Here is a 15,072-nt window from a genome sequence, read left to right as displayed (position 1 = left end):
ATGAGTGCGAGAGCCGCGCGCGAGCTCTTGGAGCGCCACGGCCTCGCCGCGAGCAAAGAGCTCGGGCAGAACTTTCTGTGCGACGAGGCGCAGGCGGACAAGCTCGTTCGCCTCGCCGAAGTGGGCGCCGGCGACGCGGTGCTCGAGATCGGCACGGGCCTCGGCATTCTCACGCGCGCGCTCGCGGAGCAGGCGCGCGCGGTCACCACGATCGAGATCGACGCCGGCCTGGTGCGCGCGCTCAGGGCGGAGAGCGTGCTGCCCGCGAACGCGCGGCTGCTTCACGCCGACGCGCTTGCGGTCGACCTCGGCGCCGAGATTGCCGCGCTGGCTGCGGATGGCGCGCGCGTACGCGTCGTCGCGAACCTGCCGTACTCGGTCGCCACTCCGCTGATGCGCCGCTTCCTCGATCTCGCGCCGCGCCTCGCGGGCTGGGCGGTGATGATCCAGCGCGAAGTGGCGCTCCGGATCGGCGCGCAGCCGGGCTCGCGCGACTACGGCTCGTTCGCGGTGCTGCATCAGCTCGTGGCGCGTGTGCGCATCGGCCTCGCTCTGCATCCGCAGTGCTTCTACCCTGCGCCCGGCGTCACCTCGAGCTTCGTGCTGCTCACGCCGCACGCAGAGTATGCGCTCCGGCCGGGCGAGCTCGAACGCGTCGAACGGCTCGTACGCGCCGCCTTCGCGCACCGGAGAAAGACCCTCGTGAACTCGCTCCGCCAGAGCAGCGGGATCGATCCTGTGCCCGTCGCCGCGTGGCTCGCGCGCAGCGGGCTCGATGAGCGCACGCGCGCCGAGGCGCTCGCACCCGCGCAGTGGCTCGCGCTCGCGCGCGAGGCGCTCGCGTGAGGGGCGACGATCCGCGCCGCGATTTCGTCGCGACGATCGAGGTCGAGCTGCGGCGCGAGGACGGCGGCCTCGAGCGCGCGCGCGCGGTGAACCTCTCGCCGCGCGGCCTGTGCGTGCATCTGCGCCGCGCGATCGAGATCGGTGAGCGCGTCGAGGTCGCGTTCACGCTGCCGCCGAACGGGCCGGAGATTCGTGCGCACGGCAAGGTCGTCTGGACGAGCAACGCCGGCGACCTGGGCGCTGCACTGTTCGAGACGGGCGTGCATCTCCTCGACCTCGAGCCTGCCGCGAGCGCGGCGCTGTCGGAGTTCGCGAATCAGCCCACGAACCGGCGGCGCTGACGAGTCATGGAGCCGACCGCGCTGCGCGATGCCCTGATCGAGCTGGCGCGAGAGCTGGGCATCTCCGTGCGGGTGCTGCGTGGCGCCACCGATGCGCCGGGGCTCGCGAGCGGGCCGGCGCTCGTGCGCGGCGCGGCCTGGGTCGTGCTGGTGGCCAGCGACCCGCCGGCAGCGCAGGTCGGCGCGCTTGCTGCGGCGCTCGTGCGCTTCAAGAGGGCGGACCTGGATGCGCGCTTCCTGCCGCCCGCTGTGCGAGAGGCGCTGGACCGAGCCGAGGCGAATAATTCGCGTTGACACTTTCGTCTGACTCCGAGTACAAACACGGGCGAGCCGAGGGGAATCGCAAGGTGCGATCTCCATCGAACGCTCCCCAGCACCCGGGCACGGCCCGCAAACAGGACGACGCCACAGACGCTCGAGATCGCTCGCATCCTTCGGGAGCGAGACGGGAGCGGAGGCTGGCGGGTCACGCAGCGCAAACTCGACGTGTCTTCTGCGCTGCGCAGCTCGGCGGCAAGACGCTCCACCTCGGGCAGGTGAAGTCCTCGCGGACATTCCGGGCGAGGCACACAGCCATGTCCACGATCACGGCTGCATCGCGCCGCGAGCAGCGCGTCACCGCGCGCTCGCTGCAACTGCGCAAAGGGAAGGGCGAGCCCTTCTCGATGCTCACGGCGTACGACGCCACCTTCGCGCGCATCTTCGACGAAGCGGGGATCGACGTGCTGCTCGTCGGCGACTCGGTGGGAAACACCGTGCAGGGCGGCGAGACCACGCTGCCCGTCACGCTCGACGAGATGATCTACCACACGCGCCTCGTGGCGCGGACCGCGCGGCGCGCGCTCGTCGTCGGCGACATGCCGTTCGGGAGCTATCAGGTCTCGCCGGAAGATGCGGTGCGCAGCGCGATTCGATTCATCAAGGACGGCGGCGCGGCGGCGGTGAAGCTCGAAGGCGGCGAGCGCATGCGCGCCACCATCGCGCGCATCGTAGACGCCGAGATTCCGGTGATGGCGCACGTCGGCCTCACGCCGCAGAGCGTGCACAAGCTGGGCGGCTACCGCGTGCAGGGGCGCGGCAGCGCGCGCGAGGCCGTGATCGCTGACGCGCTCGCGGTGCAGGAAGCTGGCGCGTTCGCCGTCGTGCTCGAGGGCGTACCCGCGGAGCTCGCGGCGGAGATCACCGGCCTGCTCGCGATTCCGACGATCGGCATCGGCGCGGGGGTCGCTTGCGACGGCCAGGTGCTCGTGCTGCACGACTTGCTCGGGCTCTCGGACTGGACGCCGAGCTTTGCGAAGCAGTACGCGAGCCTCGGCCAGCTCGCATCGCAGGCGGCGCGTGCGTTCGCGGACGACGTGCGCCACCGCAAGTTCCCCGGCACCGAGCACTCCTACCGCTGACCGAATCGAGACGTCGGGGTGGAGCGGATCACGACAGTGCGCGCGCTTCAGCAGCGCGCGGACGCGGAGCGGCTCGCGGGCCGGCGCATCGCGCTCGTGCCCACGATGGGCGCGCTGCACGCGGGTCACCTCGCCCTCGTGGACGAGGCTCGCCGGCGCGCGCAGTTCGTGGTCGTGTCGATCTTCGTGAACCCTGCGCAGTTCAACTCGACTACCGATCTCGCGGCCTACCCGCGCCCGCTCGAAGCCGATCTCGCGGCCTGCGTGGCGCGCGGCGTCGACGCGGTGTTCCTGCCGACCGCGGACGAGCTCTATCCCACGGGCTACCAGACGTGGGTCGAGGTGACGGAGCTCGCGAAGCCGCTCTGCGGCGCATCGAGGCCGGGGCACTTCCGCGGCGTAGCGACCGTCGTCGCGAAGCTGCTCGTTGCCGCGAAGCCGCACTTCGCGGTATTCGGCGCGAAGGACTTCCAGCAGCTCGCGTTGATTCGGCGCCTCACGCGCGATCTCGGCCTCGACGTCGAGATCGTCGGCCACGAGACCGTGCGCGAGCGCGATGGCCTCGCAATGTCGAGTCGCAACGTGCACCTCACGTCCGAGACGCGCGTGCAGGCGCTCGCGCTCTCGCGCGCCCTCGGCGCCGCGCAGCGCGCGATCGACGCCGGCGAGCGTTCGCGCACCGCGCTCGAGGCTCGCGTCGCAAGCGAGATCGCGCGGTCACCGCTCGCGAAGATCGACTACGCCGAGCTGCGCGATCCGGAGTCGCTCGCGTTAGCGCCGGAGCGCCTGACGACTGACACCTTGCTCGCGCTCGCCGTGTTCTTCCCGAAGGCCGGGGGAGACGTCGTGCGCCTGATCGACAACGCCGTGTTGCACGTACCCAAGGAGAACTGAGACGTGACTCGAACGATGCTGAAGTCGAAGATCCACCGCGCCACCGTGACCGAGGCCAACCTCGAGTACGAAGGCAGCGTCACGATCGACAGCCTCTTGCTCGAAGCGGCGGACATCCTGCCGTACGAGAGCGTCGAGATTTACGACTGCACGAACGGGAGCCGCCTGCGCACGTACGCGATTCCGGGCGAGCCCGGCAGCGGCGAGATCTGCATCAACGGCGCCGCGGCCCACCTCGTGAAGCCGCACGACGTCGTGATCATCGCGACCTACGTGCAGGCGGACGACGCCGAGTGCCGCGACTGGCACGCGAGGCGCGTGTTCGTGGACCGCGCGAACCGGCAGGTGCACTGACGGACCTGTTAGGCTCGCTCGACCATGGCGAAGCCGAGCGGCAGCGAGCAGAGCGGCGGTGCGGAGATCAAGCAGATCGCCGTGAATCGCCGCGCGCGCTTCGACTACGAAGTCGTCGACGTGTTCGAGGCGGGGCTCGAGCTGCGCGGGCCAGAGGTGAAGTCGCTGCGCGGCGGCAGCGGCAACCTGAACGGCGCGTTTGCGGTGGTGCGCCGCGGCGAGGTGTGGCTCGTCGGCTGTCAGATCGCGCACTACGCGCAGGCGAGTCGCGAGAACTCCGATCCGCTGCGCGAACGCCGGCTGCTGCTGCACAAGAGCGAGATCGCGCGCATCTCCGGGAAGATCGGCGAGCGCGGCTTCACGCTCGTGCCGCTCTCGCTCTACTGGAAGGCTGGCCGCGCGAAGATCGAGCTCGCCCTCGCGCGCGGCAAGAAGACGCACGACAAGCGCCAGACGATCAAGCAGCGCGAGGACGAGCGCGCGGTCGACCGCGCGCTGAGCAACGCGCTGAAGCGCAAGCGCTGACGGCGGCTACGAGCTCTTCAGCTTGTAGTGGATCGGCAGGTGCTTCACGCCGCCGACCAGCGAGGAGCGCAGACGCTCCACCTTGCCGTCGAGCTCGATGCTCTCGATGCGAGGCAGCAGGTACTTGAACGCCATCTCGAGCTCGAGTCGCGCCACGTGCGCGCCCGCGCAGAAGTGCTCGCCGATGCCGAACGCGAGGTGACGATTCTGCTCGCGCTCGACGTCGAAGGTGAAGGGCGCGTCGAAGATCTCCTCGTCGCGATTGGCGGATGGGTAGAAGAGGCCGAGGCGCTCGCCCTTGCGGATCTTGTGGCCGCGCAGCTCGGTGTCCTCCGCGGCAGTTCGCGCGAAGTGAATGATCGGGCTCGACCAGCGCAGCATCTCTTCGATCGCGCCCCGCAGAAGCGCCGGGTTGCGCTGGATCTTCGCGAGCTCGGCGGGGTGCTCGATCAGCGTGAGCATGCCGCCGCTCGTGCCGTTGCGCGTCGTCTCGTTGCCCGCGACCACGACGATCATGCAGTACGAGAGCACGTCCATCGGCGGTAGCGGCGCGCCGTCGACCTCGGCGTGCACGAACATGCTCACCAGGTCGTCGCCGGGGTTCTTGCGCTTCTCCTCCACCATCTTGGCGAAGTACATGAACAGCTCGGTCATCGCCTTCTGCGCGGTCTGCGCGGGCGTCTGGCCGGGCACCTGATACTCGGGATCGCCCGCGCCGATGGTGCGGTTGGTCCAGTCGAACAGCAGGTTCCAGTCGGACTTCGGCACGCCCAGCAGCCACGCGATCACCGCGATCGGCAGCGGCGCCGCGACCTGCGCGACGAAATCGCAGCGCCCTTCGTCGCCCTTCGCGAGCAGGCTCTCGACGATCTCCTTCGCGATCGCCTCGATGTCGGCGTGAATCTTCTTCAGCGCGCCGGGTGTGAAGCGTTTCGAGATCAGCTTGCGATAGGCGGTGTGCTTGTGGCCGTCCATCTGGATCAGCGTGGGCGGCGGCTCGAACTCGCGCACGAGATCGCGCGGCTCGGTCGGAAGCACGAGCAGCGGCGCGTTCAGGAAAAGCTCGGGGTGCTTCCCGACGAACGAGATGTCGGCGTGCTTGGTGACGGCCCAGTACGGCATCACCGCGTTCTCGATGAAGCGCACCGGCGCTTCGCGGCGCAGGCGCGTCCACTTCTCGTGCGGGTAGCCGTGTGCGACGTACATGTCGGGCGAGAGCAGGTCGAGCTCGTGGAAAGAGGTCATCGCGTTCTCCAGCGGTCGCGCAACATAAGACAGCGCGTCCGATGGCGCGCCTCGCTTGGCGCGCGCGGGTTTGCGGCGTACGTTGCAGCGCTTCGTGGGGGCGATCGGCTTCGACGGGTGGTCGAAGGCGAACGCTGCGCGCCGAGGGGGTAGCGACCTCGTTAATCCTGCTGCAGTTGGTAGTAACAACTGCCGACGACAACTACGCACTCGCTGCCTAGCTAATCCCTAGATAGCGACGCCCGTCCTCGACGCCTTCTAGGGGGGAGCGGGCGCCATCAGAAGGCTGGCCATCGGCCGCTGGCAGGCCGCTACCGAATGGCGAGATCGATGTCTGCCAAGGGGATGGCTGCTCCGGCGTTCGCGACTGGCCGCCCCGAGATCGAGCGGACGCTACGCGCGTAGACGCGGGCGCTGGACGTCACGCGGACCCGGGTTCGATTCCCGGCGCCTCCACCAAACTCGCGATCAAGATCAGATCGTTGCGGACCGCCCAATGCAGCGTCCGCTCGGCGTCCGCCCAACATTTCCCGGAGTCGAGCTTGTCCGTCGGTGCCCAACAACTCGATGCGGAGTTGGTTCGTCAGCGGATGCGATGAAGCACGTCGATGAGCGCACCATCGGCGAGCCGCGCGTACTTCCGCGTCGATCGGGTTTCAGCATGATCGAGGAACGCCTGCAGCGAACGCTCGGGCACTCCGCGCAACGCCGCATCCGTCGCGCAGGTGGGCTGCGGTCCCTCGTAGGAGTGAGATGGAGGCGCCAACAGACCTGCACGCGTCGATCCATGCGCGACGCAACGATGTCGGCGTCCAAGCGGCGCGAGTGCGCGGGTTTGGGAAGAGCGGAGCCCCCAAGGGCGAGCAGTGGATGAGCGTCGATCCAAGCCTCGAGTGCCGCGGGAATCGGCAGCCGCTTCGCGCGACCGGTCTTCGCTCCGCGAATCGGCGCGTCGAGCGTGTTGCCCTTTCGCGCCCGCGTGATCGTTAGCCACCCGTCGCGAACGACGTGCGGCGGCGACCGCCTCACCAGGGCGAAGGCCCATGAGGCCTAGAACCATCCCGCGCCCAGCAGTTCGAATCGGCGCAAAGATCTGCGCCTACGCAGGTGAGTTCGCTGCTGACCGCTTCTGGGTGGTACCGGCGACCCGGTGCAACTCAGACGACGTTGGTGGTGACCGGCACCGGTTTGCCGGGCAGCATGACCGGGCGGCCCATGATCACCGGAATGTTCTGACCGGTGCGCCCGGACGGGCCCTCGGCGATGAGGTCGAGCAGCAGGTCGGCCAACTGCTCGGGCCGCATCCAGCTGGCGATGTCCGCTGGGGTCGGTTCCTTGCCCGTCGCCACGCGCGTGAAGCCGCGCAGCATCTCGGTGTCGGTCGCGCCCATCGAGATGGCGTTGACGCGCACGCCCTTCGGCTTGAGCGCACAGGCCCACGCGACCGCCAAGCCGATCACGCCCCACTTCGATGCGTCGTAGGCGTCGAGGGCGCCGCCGTTGTAGGGCCAGTCCGAGGGCCGACAGGTGTGGTCGGTGCCGATCAGCACGAGATGCCCGCGGCCGCTCTCGACCAAGGCGGGGATCGCGGCGCGACCGGTGAGGAACAGGCCGCGCAGGTTCGTGTTCACATGGAAGTCGAAGTCGTCGACCGCGGTTTGCCAGCCGCGCAGCGGGTCGGTGAAGCGACACACTGCGGCGTTGGCGACGACGATGTCGAGCCGACCGTGCTTGGCGATCACCCCGTCGATGAAGGCCTTGAGCTGGTCGGCCTTCGAGACGTCGGCGACCACGTCGCAGCCGGCCTGCACGTCGCACGTGGCGACGGTGGCCCCCGCCTGGCGAAGGCCGGCGGCGAACGCCTTGCCGAGCCCTTGGGTGGCACCCGTGACGATGGCGACTTGTCCGGAGAGGTTGGGCTTGCTCATGCCGGCCGACGGTATCGCCGTTGACGCCTGCCTTCGACCGCGCAGACGAGCAGAGGGCGGCTCGAGTCGCAGGGTCCCCAAGAGACTGCGCGGCGTGGCTTCTGCGCCTCTCGCAGCGGCTCGGTGGCGCGCGGTTGACTCGGTCGCCGCGCGCCTCCAACGTCGCGCGACTCGAAGGAGACCGCTCATGGCTGACCTCACGCAGTACGTCGCCGACCGCATCGCCCTGATGGACGTGATGTGCAAGTACGCGAAGGGCGTCGATGAACGCGACCTCGCCTTGTACCGCTCGGTCTTCGCCGACGACGTGCTCGTCGAGGGCTTCGGCCCCGAGACGGTGCGCGGCGCTGCGGCGTGGACTGAATTCGTGACGAAGGCGCTCGAGCGCTACGGCGCGACGCAGCACATGCTCGGGCCGCAGCTCGCGACGGTGAACGGCGACGTCGCGCAGTGCCGCACCGACGTGCAGGCGCTGCACTACCTGAAGGCTCAGCCCGACACGACGCTCACGCTGTGGGCGACGTACGAGACGGAGATGAAGCGCATCGGCGGCGAGTGGAAGATCGCGCGACACAAGCTCGTGTCGCGCGGAACGCGCGTGCAGGCGGGCTGAAACGAAGCGCCGCCCGCGTCGCGAGACGCGGGCGGCGCTGGTTCTCTGCGAACTCAGTCGCCTCCGAGCTCGACCGTGACGTCCACGCCGTAGGTGCGGCCGGGCACGATGTTGCCTGACGCGAACAGCGGCTGGATCAGGAACGGAATCTCGAAGCCCTCGTTTGTGAGGTTCCTCGCGAAGAAGCTCACCGCCACGTTCTTGTACCGATAGCCCGTGGTCAGCTGGAGGTCGCCGCGCGCCTTGAGGCGCCCGACCTGCAGGTTGATCAGGCTCGTCTCCACCGGCCCGAGCCAGTTGTACTTGAGCGAGGTTTCCGCAACGCCGCTTCCGATCTCGAGGCGCACGGTGCCGCCGGCGCCCACCGTGAACTCCGGTGCATTGCGCGGGCGCAGGAACGAGGCGTCCTGGATGCACTGACCGGACTGCAGGGGCACCGGACAGTTCGCCTGGTTGCCAGTGTCGTTCGGGTTGATGTCGGTGAAGAAGTCGCGGTATTCGGCGTCGAGCCAGCCGAACGAGAGGAACAGGTCGAGCTGCTCGATCGGGGCGACCTGCAACTCGAGGTCGATGCCCTGATAGACCGCGTCCGCGACGTTTGCGAACACTGTCGCGACCGTGTTCGTGGTCGGGTCGAACTGAACCGCCGATTCCTGCTTGTTCCGGAACTGGTTGTAGAAGTACGAGCCGTTCAGCTGGACCCTGTTGTCGAACCAACGCGTCTTCGCGCCGAGCTCATACGAACGCGCGTACTCCGGGTCGTATTGGTCGCGCACGAAGTCGGCGATGTTCTGATTCACCCCGAAGAATCCGCCCGAGTGGAAGCCCTCCGAGAACGACGCGAAGAGCAGGACGTCCTCGATGGGCTGCCAGGCCAGGGCAACCTTCGGCGAGATGTCGTCCCACGTCCGCTCGAGGTTCGCGAACGCTGGGAAATTGCGGACGCGGTTGCGCGCCACGCTCGACAAGTACGCCTGACCAGCGCTGAAGTCCTTCGTCTCCTTGGTCCAGCGCAGACCCAGCGTGAGCGTCAAGTCCTCGACGATCTCGATGTCCGCTTGGCCGAAGACCGCGAACGACGTGGTCTCCTGTGTCTCGAAGAGGCGTTGCGTCAGCTTCGGGCCGAGTCCGACGCCAGGCGTGATGCCGTTTCCGGACGCGGTCACCCCGGTGTCGCAGCGCGTCGCACCGAAGGGGAAACCAGGAACGCCCGGGTGCTGGCAGACCTGCAGCGGCCCGACGCTGGCGCCGAGGCTTGGGAACGCCGTCGCGAGGCCCCGGGCCGGGAGTGTCCAGGTGTTGTTGGCGAAGTTCGCGCCGGAGAGCGTGCCGACGAGCGTCCAGAAGTCGCCGCCGGTCACCCAGTCCTGAGTGAACTCGGAGTTCCAGTAGTAGAAGCCCACGACGCCCTTGATCCGATCAAAGTCGGCGTGAACGCGCGCTTCTTGGCTGAACTGGTCGTAGTCGTTCAGCCGCTCGAGCGTGATGTGGTCGACCGAGCTGCCGTCGAAGTCGAGGATCCGATCCTCGTTGACCTTGCGATAGCCGGTGACCGAGGCGAATCGGAAGTTCTCGGTCAGCTCGAAACCGAAGTCGAGGGTGTACGCGTCGGTCGTCAGGGACGCCGGATTCGCGAGGTCGGCAGACACCTTCTTGGGACGCGCGAGGCTCGTCCGGCAAGGAACGCCTGCATTCGTCCACTCGGGGATCAGCCCGCTGTTGAACAACGTGCAGGACAGGAACCCCCCCGAAAGGTTGGGCTCGCGCGGGTCCGTCGGCGGCGCCGCGACACCGGGGGCGAGGTTGTAGTTGGTGAGCGCGCCGCCGCCCTCCGTGTCGTCGTCGAAGCGCTCGATCGTGAGCAGCGCGCGCATTCGATCCGTCGGAGTCGCCAGGAACGTGACCCCGTAGTTCATGTAGTCCTTGCGCGCGATGCCGCGGTCGAGCGTGGTGTTCTTGATCCAGCCGTCGTCGCTGATCTTCGTGAAGAAGAGTTTCGCGGCGAGCTTCTCGTCGACGACCGGTGCGTTGATCACGGCTCGGTACTCGCGCTGGCCGAAGCTGCCAGCCGTGAACTTGAGCCGCGCACCCCAATCACCGGTCGGCACCGTGCGCTTCACGTTGATCACGCCGCCCACGGTGTTCTTGCCGAAGAGCGTGCCCTGCGGCCCGCGCAGAATCTCGACCTGCTGGATGTCGAAGTTCTCGAGCACCTGCCCGGACAGGATCCCGAGATAGATGTCGTCGATCATCACCGCGATCGGCGCGTCGAACGAGTTGTCGTCCGTGCGCGTCGGGCTGATCCCGCGGATGGTGATCGCGGCGCCGTTGGCACGGCCGGGATCTCGATCGATGCGCACATTCGGCGAGAATCCGTTCAGGTCGCGCAAGTCGCGGATCGCGCTCGTCGCGAGCTCTGCCGAGATCGCCGTGATCGCGATCGGCACCTCTTGCGCGGACTGCTCGCGCTTTTGCGCGGTCACGATGATCTCTTCGATGCCGCCGCGTTCCTCCGCAGGAGGAGGAGTCGGCGCTGCCGCCGGCGCCTGCGCGAGGGCGGCGCTCGCGAGCAGCACGGTGAACGGTACACACACGAAACCCGAGACTCGACGCATCTAGTTCCCTTCTCTGGCGCGAGAGAGCGCGCAATTCGGGGGAGCTTGCGCGGGATGCGGACATGAAGTCAAATGAGCTTTCGGGATTGGAGCATGAGGAATCCGAATGCCTCTCGACAGCGCGGCGACGATCGACCTGAAGCGCATGCGCGCGGTGGTGGAAGTTGCGCGCGCGCAGTCCATCACCGGCGCGGCCGAGACGCTCGGTCTCACGCAGTCCGCGGTCTCGCGTGAAATCGCCGAGATCGAGCAAGCGCTCGGGGTCCGGCTGTTCGAGCGCGCGCCGCGCGGGTTGCACCCGACTGCAGCGGGTCTCGAGTTCGTCGAGCGCGCGCGCCGCGTGTTCGCCGAGGTCGACGGGCTGGTGAGCGGCGTGCGCAGCGGCGCGGCCCACGTCGCGGGGCGGCTGCGCATCGGCGTGATCTCGACCGGCGCGCTTGCCGCGTGGGCGTTCGGCGCGTTCGCGCGGGCTCACTCGGCCGTCGCGGTCGAGGCGGTGAACGGCTCGCCGCAAGCGCTTTGCCCGCAGCTCCTGCACGGCGAGCTCGATCTGATCGTGGGCACGTCGAGCTACTTGCGTCGCTGGCGCGAGCTCGAGGTCACGCTGCTCGCGCCGCTCTACTTCGCGTGCATGTTCCGCAAGGACCACCCGCTCGCCGAGCGCAAGCATCTCAGCGAGCGCGATGTGCTCGAGCAGCCCGTGATCCTTCCCGAGTCGATCGAGGCGTCGTACTCGGACCTCGCGCAGCGCTACGCCGAGCTCGGCATGCCTGCGCTGCGCCCCCGCTACGTCGCAAGCGACTTCGACCTCGCGTGCCGGCTCGTGCGCAGCAGCGACGCGTTCTTCCCGGTCATGCACCTCAGCCCGAGCTTCGGCGGGCTCGCTGCAGACTTCTTCCTCGCGCGCGACGTGCTCGCGCTTCCCCCGCATCATCTGAGCGTCGCCCACGCCGCGGGCCGCACGCCCAGTGCAGCCGCGCTCGCGTTCGAGGCGCTGCTCGTGGGCCGCCACGTGCGGCCCGTGATTCGCGCGGTGAGCTGAGCTTCCCGCGTGGGTTGACGCCGCCCGCGATCCGCGCTGCCCTCTGGGCGAGCGCCCTAACAACCGGCGCGAGAGGGGCGCGCCGTGCAGAAGCTCTCGAAGTCCGCGCTCTTCTTCTACGCCTGCGCCGAGCTCCCCATCACGATGGCGCTGTTTCCGGTGCTCGTCTTCGTGCCGCGCTTCTACAGCACCGAGCTCGCGATCCCGGTCACCGTGCTGGGATCGGTGATGCTTGCGCAGCGCCTCATCGATCTCGTCGCCGACCCGGTGATGGGTCTCGTCAGCGACCGCACGCGCTCGCGCTTCGGGCGCCGCAAGCCCTGGGTCGCCGTTTCGACGCCGCTGATGCTGCTGGGCATCTACCAGCTCTTCTTCCCGCCCGAGGGCGCGGGCGCGTCGCATCTGTTCGGCTGGGGCCTCGTGCTCGGGCTCAGCGTGACGATGATGCACATCCCGTACTACGCGTGGGGCGCCGAGCTCTCACCCGACTACAACGAGCGTTCGCGCGTCGCGGGCGCTCGCGCGATGGCCGGCATTCTCGGCAGCTTGTCGGCGCAGCTCGCTCCGATCGGCGCGCTCGTCCTGCTCGGCATCGGGGGCGACCGCAGCGTGCTGGCCGTAGTCGGCACCACCGCGCTCGTGCTGATCCCGGTCTGCGTTGCGCTCACCGTGTGGAAGACTCCCGATCCGCCGAACGACGCGCCCTCTTACGTCCCGCTCGTTCCCGGGCTGAAGCTGATGTGGCAGAACAAGCCCTTCTTGCGCCTCGTGATCGCGTTCATGATCGGCTCGATCGGGCTGAACATCACGACGCCGCTCTACGCGTTCTTCGTTGCCGACGTGCTGGGCGCGACCGCGCAAACGCCGATCATGCTGACGTTCTTCTTCCTCAGCAGCCTCGCGAGCGTTCCGCTGTGGGTTCCGCTCGCCGCGCGACTCGGCAAGCACCGCGCCTACATCGCCGCGTTCCTGTTGATCGCGTGCGCCCATCCGTTCTATTTCCTGCTCGGCCCCGGCGACTTCTGGTGGATGCTCCCGATCACCCTCGCTACCGGCTTCGCGGGCGGCGGCTTCTCGGCGCTGTTGCCGAACGCGATGAAGGCCGACGTGATCGACCTCGACACGCTCGAGAGCGGCGAGAATCGCGCCGCGTTCTTCTTCTCCGCGTGGTCGTTCGCGACGAAGGTCACCGCATCGCTCGGCGGTGTGCTCGCGATGTTCGGCCTCGGTTTGTTCGGCTTCGACGCGACGCTCGGCTCGCGCAACTCCGAATCGGCGATGACCGGGTTGCGCTTCCTGTTCTCCACGTTCCCGTCGCTGTTCTTCATCGCCGGCGCGCTGATCGTGTGGAACTACCCGATCACCGAGCAGCTCCACCGCGAGATCCGCGCGAAGCTCGACGCGCGCGCGAACGGCGAAGCAGCGCCCGCGGCGAGTCGCTAGGCGGGGGAGGGAGAAGTGAGCGACTCGGGATCGCGGCTGGGTTTCGACGCCGAGGCGCTGCGCGCGAAGTACCGCGCCGAGCGCGAGAAGCGGCTGCGCGCGGACGGCATCGCGCAGTACGTCGAGGCGAAGGGGCGATTCGCGCGCTTCGAAGAGGATCCGTTCAGCGCGCCGATCACGCGCGCGCCGCTGACGGACGAGATCGACGTCGCGCTGATCGGCGGCGGCTTCGGCGGGCTCCTCGCCGGAGTGCGGCTGCGGCAGCGCGGCGTTCAGCGCCTGCGACTCATCGAGAAGGGCGGCGATGTCGGCGGCACGTGGTACTGGAACCGCTACCCCGGCGTGGCCTGCGACATCGAGTCCTACGTATATCTCCCGCTCCTCGAAGAGCTCGGCTACGTCCCGAAGGAGAAGTACAGCCGCGGCGAAGAGATCTATGCGCACTGCCAGGCGATCGCCCGCAAGTTCGACTTGTATCGCGACATCTGCCTGCAGACGGAGGTCACCGAGCTGCGCTGGGACGCCGCGGACGCGCGCTGGGTGGTGCGCACGAACCGCGGCGACGCGATGCGCGCGCGCTTCGTGGTGCTCTCGAACGGCTACCTGCAGAAGCCGAAGCTGCCCGGCATTCCGGGGCTCGAAGAGTTTGCGGGCCACTGCTTCCACACCAGCCGCTGGGACTACGCGTACACCGGCGGCGACGCGAGCGGGAATCTCGAAGGGCTGCGCGACAAGCGCGTCGGCATCGTCGGCACCGGCGCGACCGCCGTGCAGTGCATCCCGCATCTCGGCGCGAGCGCGCAGCACCTCTTCGTCTTCCAACGCACGCCGTCTTCGGTGGACGTGCGCGCCAACCGACCGACCGATCCCGCGTGGGCAGCGGCCCTTGCGCCCGGCTGGCACCAGCAGCGCGTCGCCAACTTCCAGATCCTCACCGCGGGCGGCTTCCAGCCTGAGGATCTCGTTGCGGACGGCTGGACCGACATCACGCGCAAGCTGCTCAGCAAGATGCTGTCGACCACGCCGGCCGAGCTCTCCCCCGAGGCGATCGCGCGCACGGTCGAGCTCGCGGACTTCGAGAAGATGGAAGAGGTGCGCGCGCGCGTGGACGCGAGCGTTCGCGACCCGGCGACCGCGGCGAAGCTGAAGCCGTGGTACCGGCAGTTCTGCAAGCGCCCGTGCTTTCACGACGAGTACCTGCCGACGTTCAACCGACCGAACGTCACGCTCGTCGACACGGACGGACGCGGCGTCGAGCGCGTCACGCCTCGCGGCGTCGTCGCGAACGGACGCGAGATCGCGCTCGACTGCTTGATCTTCGCGACCGGCTTCGAAGTCGGGACCGATTACTCGCGCCGCTCCGGCTTCCCGGTCGTGGGGGAGGGCGGGCGCACGCTCAGCGAGAAGTGGCGCGATGGCATCCGCACGCTCCACGGCATCCACATCCACGGCTTCCCGAACTGCTTCATGATGAGCATCGCGCAGTCCGCTTTCACGGTGAACTTCCCGTACATCATCGACCTGCAAGCGAAGCACATCGGTTACGTCGTGGGCGCTGCGCTCGGACGCGGCGCGAAGCGGCTCGAAGCGAGCGCGGAGGCCGAGCAAGCCTGGGTCGATGCAGTGCTCGCGAAGGCGCGCAGCACGCTCGAGTTCGCGCAGAACTGCACGCCGGGGTACTACAACAACGAGGGGCAGCCCTCGGAGCGGAGTCGGCAGGATGGGTTCTACATGGGAGCGCCCACCGAGTTCGAAGAGCTGCTCGATGCGTGGCGCCGCGAGGGAACGCTTGCGGGCCTCACGCTGAGTTGACCGAACGGAAGGAG

14 protein-coding genes and 1 other RNA gene are annotated in these 15,072 nt (G+C 68.5%); 12 read left to right on the top strand and 3 right to left on the bottom strand.

Annotated elements, in window-relative coordinates:
- From rsmA to smpB, 7 genes are all read left to right on the top strand, one after another.
- Positions 1-846 carry a ribosomal RNA small subunit methyltransferase A gene (gene rsmA / locus FJ091_04890; GenBank protein MBM4382687.1) on the top strand — a complete coding sequence of 282 codons (846 nt, stop codon included), beginning with the start codon at positions 1-3 and terminating at the stop codon, positions 844-846.
- Positions 843-1,187, top strand: a complete 345-nt coding sequence (locus tag FJ091_04885; protein ID MBM4382686.1) for a PilZ domain-containing protein — start codon at positions 843-845, stop codon at positions 1,185-1,187. The genes rsmA and FJ091_04885 overlap by 4 nt, the downstream gene beginning before the upstream one ends.
- 6 nt (positions 1,188-1,193) lie before the next feature.
- Positions 1,194-1,481: a hypothetical protein gene (locus FJ091_04880; protein ID MBM4382685.1), complete on the top strand. Its 288-nt coding sequence runs from the start codon at positions 1,194-1,196 to the stop codon at positions 1,479-1,481.
- Between the two features lie 281 nt (positions 1,482-1,762).
- Positions 1,763-2,587: a 3-methyl-2-oxobutanoate hydroxymethyltransferase gene (gene panB / locus FJ091_04875; GenBank protein MBM4382684.1), complete on the top strand. Its 825-nt coding sequence runs from the start codon at positions 1,763-1,765 to the stop codon at positions 2,585-2,587.
- 18 nt (positions 2,588-2,605) lie between these two features.
- Entirely contained in the window at positions 2,606-3,481 is an 876-nt protein-coding gene (locus tag FJ091_04870) for a pantoate--beta-alanine ligase (GenBank protein ID MBM4382683.1), read from the top strand.
- Positions 3,482-3,496: 15 nt separating this feature from the next.
- A complete protein-coding gene (locus FJ091_04865; protein MBM4382682.1) occupies positions 3,497-3,835 on the top strand; it encodes an aspartate 1-decarboxylase in 339 nt (112 codons plus the stop codon).
- Between the two features lie 24 nt (positions 3,836-3,859).
- Complete coding sequence (smpB, locus tag FJ091_04860) at positions 3,860-4,360, top strand: SsrA-binding protein SmpB (GenBank protein MBM4382681.1); 501 nt, start codon at positions 3,860-3,862, stop codon at positions 4,358-4,360.
- 6 nt (positions 4,361-4,366) lie between these two features.
- Here the strand turns inward: smpB and FJ091_04855 are convergent, their stop codons facing one another.
- A complete protein-coding gene (locus tag FJ091_04855; protein ID MBM4382680.1) occupies positions 4,367-5,605 on the bottom strand; it encodes a cytochrome P450 in 1,239 nt (412 codons plus the stop codon).
- Between the two features lie 96 nt (positions 5,606-5,701).
- On the opposite strand from FJ091_04855, the gene ssrA reads away from it, so the two are divergent.
- Positions 5,702-6,064: a transfer-messenger RNA gene (gene ssrA, locus FJ091_04850) on the top strand.
- Positions 6,065-6,762: 698 nt separating this feature from the next.
- On the opposite strand, the gene FJ091_04845 is transcribed toward ssrA, so the two are convergent.
- Entirely contained in the window at positions 6,763-7,533 is a 771-nt protein-coding gene (locus FJ091_04845) for an SDR family oxidoreductase (protein MBM4382679.1), read from the bottom strand.
- Between the two features lie 187 nt (positions 7,534-7,720).
- Here FJ091_04845 and FJ091_04840 point away from each other — a divergent pair, with 187 nt between their 5' ends.
- Positions 7,721-8,146: a nuclear transport factor 2 family protein gene (locus tag FJ091_04840; GenBank protein MBM4382678.1), complete on the top strand. Its 426-nt coding sequence runs from the start codon at positions 7,721-7,723 to the stop codon at positions 8,144-8,146.
- 53 nt (positions 8,147-8,199) lie between these two features.
- Here FJ091_04840 and FJ091_04835 read toward each other — a convergent pair whose 3' ends face one another.
- Positions 8,200-10,761, bottom strand: a complete 2,562-nt coding sequence (locus FJ091_04835) for a TonB-dependent receptor (GenBank protein MBM4382677.1) — start codon at positions 10,759-10,761, stop codon at positions 8,200-8,202.
- Between the two features lie 106 nt (positions 10,762-10,867).
- On the opposite strand from FJ091_04835, the gene FJ091_04830 reads away from it, so the two are divergent.
- The 3 genes from FJ091_04830 to FJ091_04820 all read left to right on the top strand — a co-directional run bounded on the left by FJ091_04830 (position 10,868) and on the right by FJ091_04820 (position 15,058).
- Positions 10,868-11,803 (top strand): LysR family transcriptional regulator, encoded by a 936-nt coding sequence (locus tag FJ091_04830; protein ID MBM4382676.1) that lies wholly within the window; start codon positions 10,868-10,870, stop codon positions 11,801-11,803.
- 84 nt (positions 11,804-11,887) lie between these two features.
- On the top strand, positions 11,888-13,246 hold the full coding sequence (locus FJ091_04825) for an MFS transporter (protein MBM4382675.1): 1,359 nt from the start codon (positions 11,888-11,890) through the stop codon (positions 13,244-13,246).
- A gap of 36 nt (positions 13,247-13,282) precedes the next feature.
- Positions 13,283-15,058 carry an NAD(P)/FAD-dependent oxidoreductase gene (locus tag FJ091_04820; GenBank protein MBM4382674.1) on the top strand — a complete coding sequence of 592 codons (1,776 nt, stop codon included), beginning with the start codon at positions 13,283-13,285 and terminating at the stop codon, positions 15,056-15,058.
- Positions 15,059-15,072 lie beyond the last annotated feature (14 nt).

The organism is Deltaproteobacteria bacterium (assembly GCA_016875395.1).
GTDB lineage: Bacteria > Myxococcota_A > UBA9160 > UBA9160 > UBA6930 > VGRF01.
This window is presented reverse-complemented; position numbering and strand designations above follow the sequence as displayed.

Excerpts from the sequence above, each read along its gene's own strand:
- rsmA (MBM4382687.1), top strand. The coding sequence starts at position 1 with ATGAGTGCGAGAGCCGCGCGCGAGCTCTTGGAGCGCCACGGCCTCGCC.
- FJ091_04880 (MBM4382685.1), top strand. The coding sequence starts at position 1,194 with ATGGAGCCGACCGCGCTGCGCGATGCCCTGATCGAGCTGGCGCGAGAG.
- panB (MBM4382684.1), top strand. The coding sequence starts at position 1,763 with ATGTCCACGATCACGGCTGCATCGCGCCGCGAGCAGCGCGTCACCGCG.
- FJ091_04865 (MBM4382682.1), top strand. The coding sequence starts at position 3,497 with ATGCTGAAGTCGAAGATCCACCGCGCCACCGTGACCGAGGCCAACCTC.
- smpB (MBM4382681.1), top strand. The coding sequence starts at position 3,860 with ATGGCGAAGCCGAGCGGCAGCGAGCAGAGCGGCGGTGCGGAGATCAAG.
- FJ091_04855 (MBM4382680.1), bottom strand. The coding sequence starts at position 5,605 with ATGACCTCTTTCCACGAGCTCGACCTGCTCTCGCCCGACATGTACGTC.
- FJ091_04845 (MBM4382679.1), bottom strand. The coding sequence starts at position 7,533 with ATGAGCAAGCCCAACCTCTCCGGACAAGTCGCCATCGTCACGGGTGCC.
- FJ091_04840 (MBM4382678.1), top strand. The coding sequence starts at position 7,721 with ATGGCTGACCTCACGCAGTACGTCGCCGACCGCATCGCCCTGATGGAC.
- FJ091_04835 (MBM4382677.1), bottom strand. The coding sequence starts at position 10,761 with ATGCGTCGAGTCTCGGGTTTCGTGTGTGTACCGTTCACCGTGCTGCTC.
- FJ091_04830 (MBM4382676.1), top strand. The coding sequence starts at position 10,868 with ATGCCTCTCGACAGCGCGGCGACGATCGACCTGAAGCGCATGCGCGCG.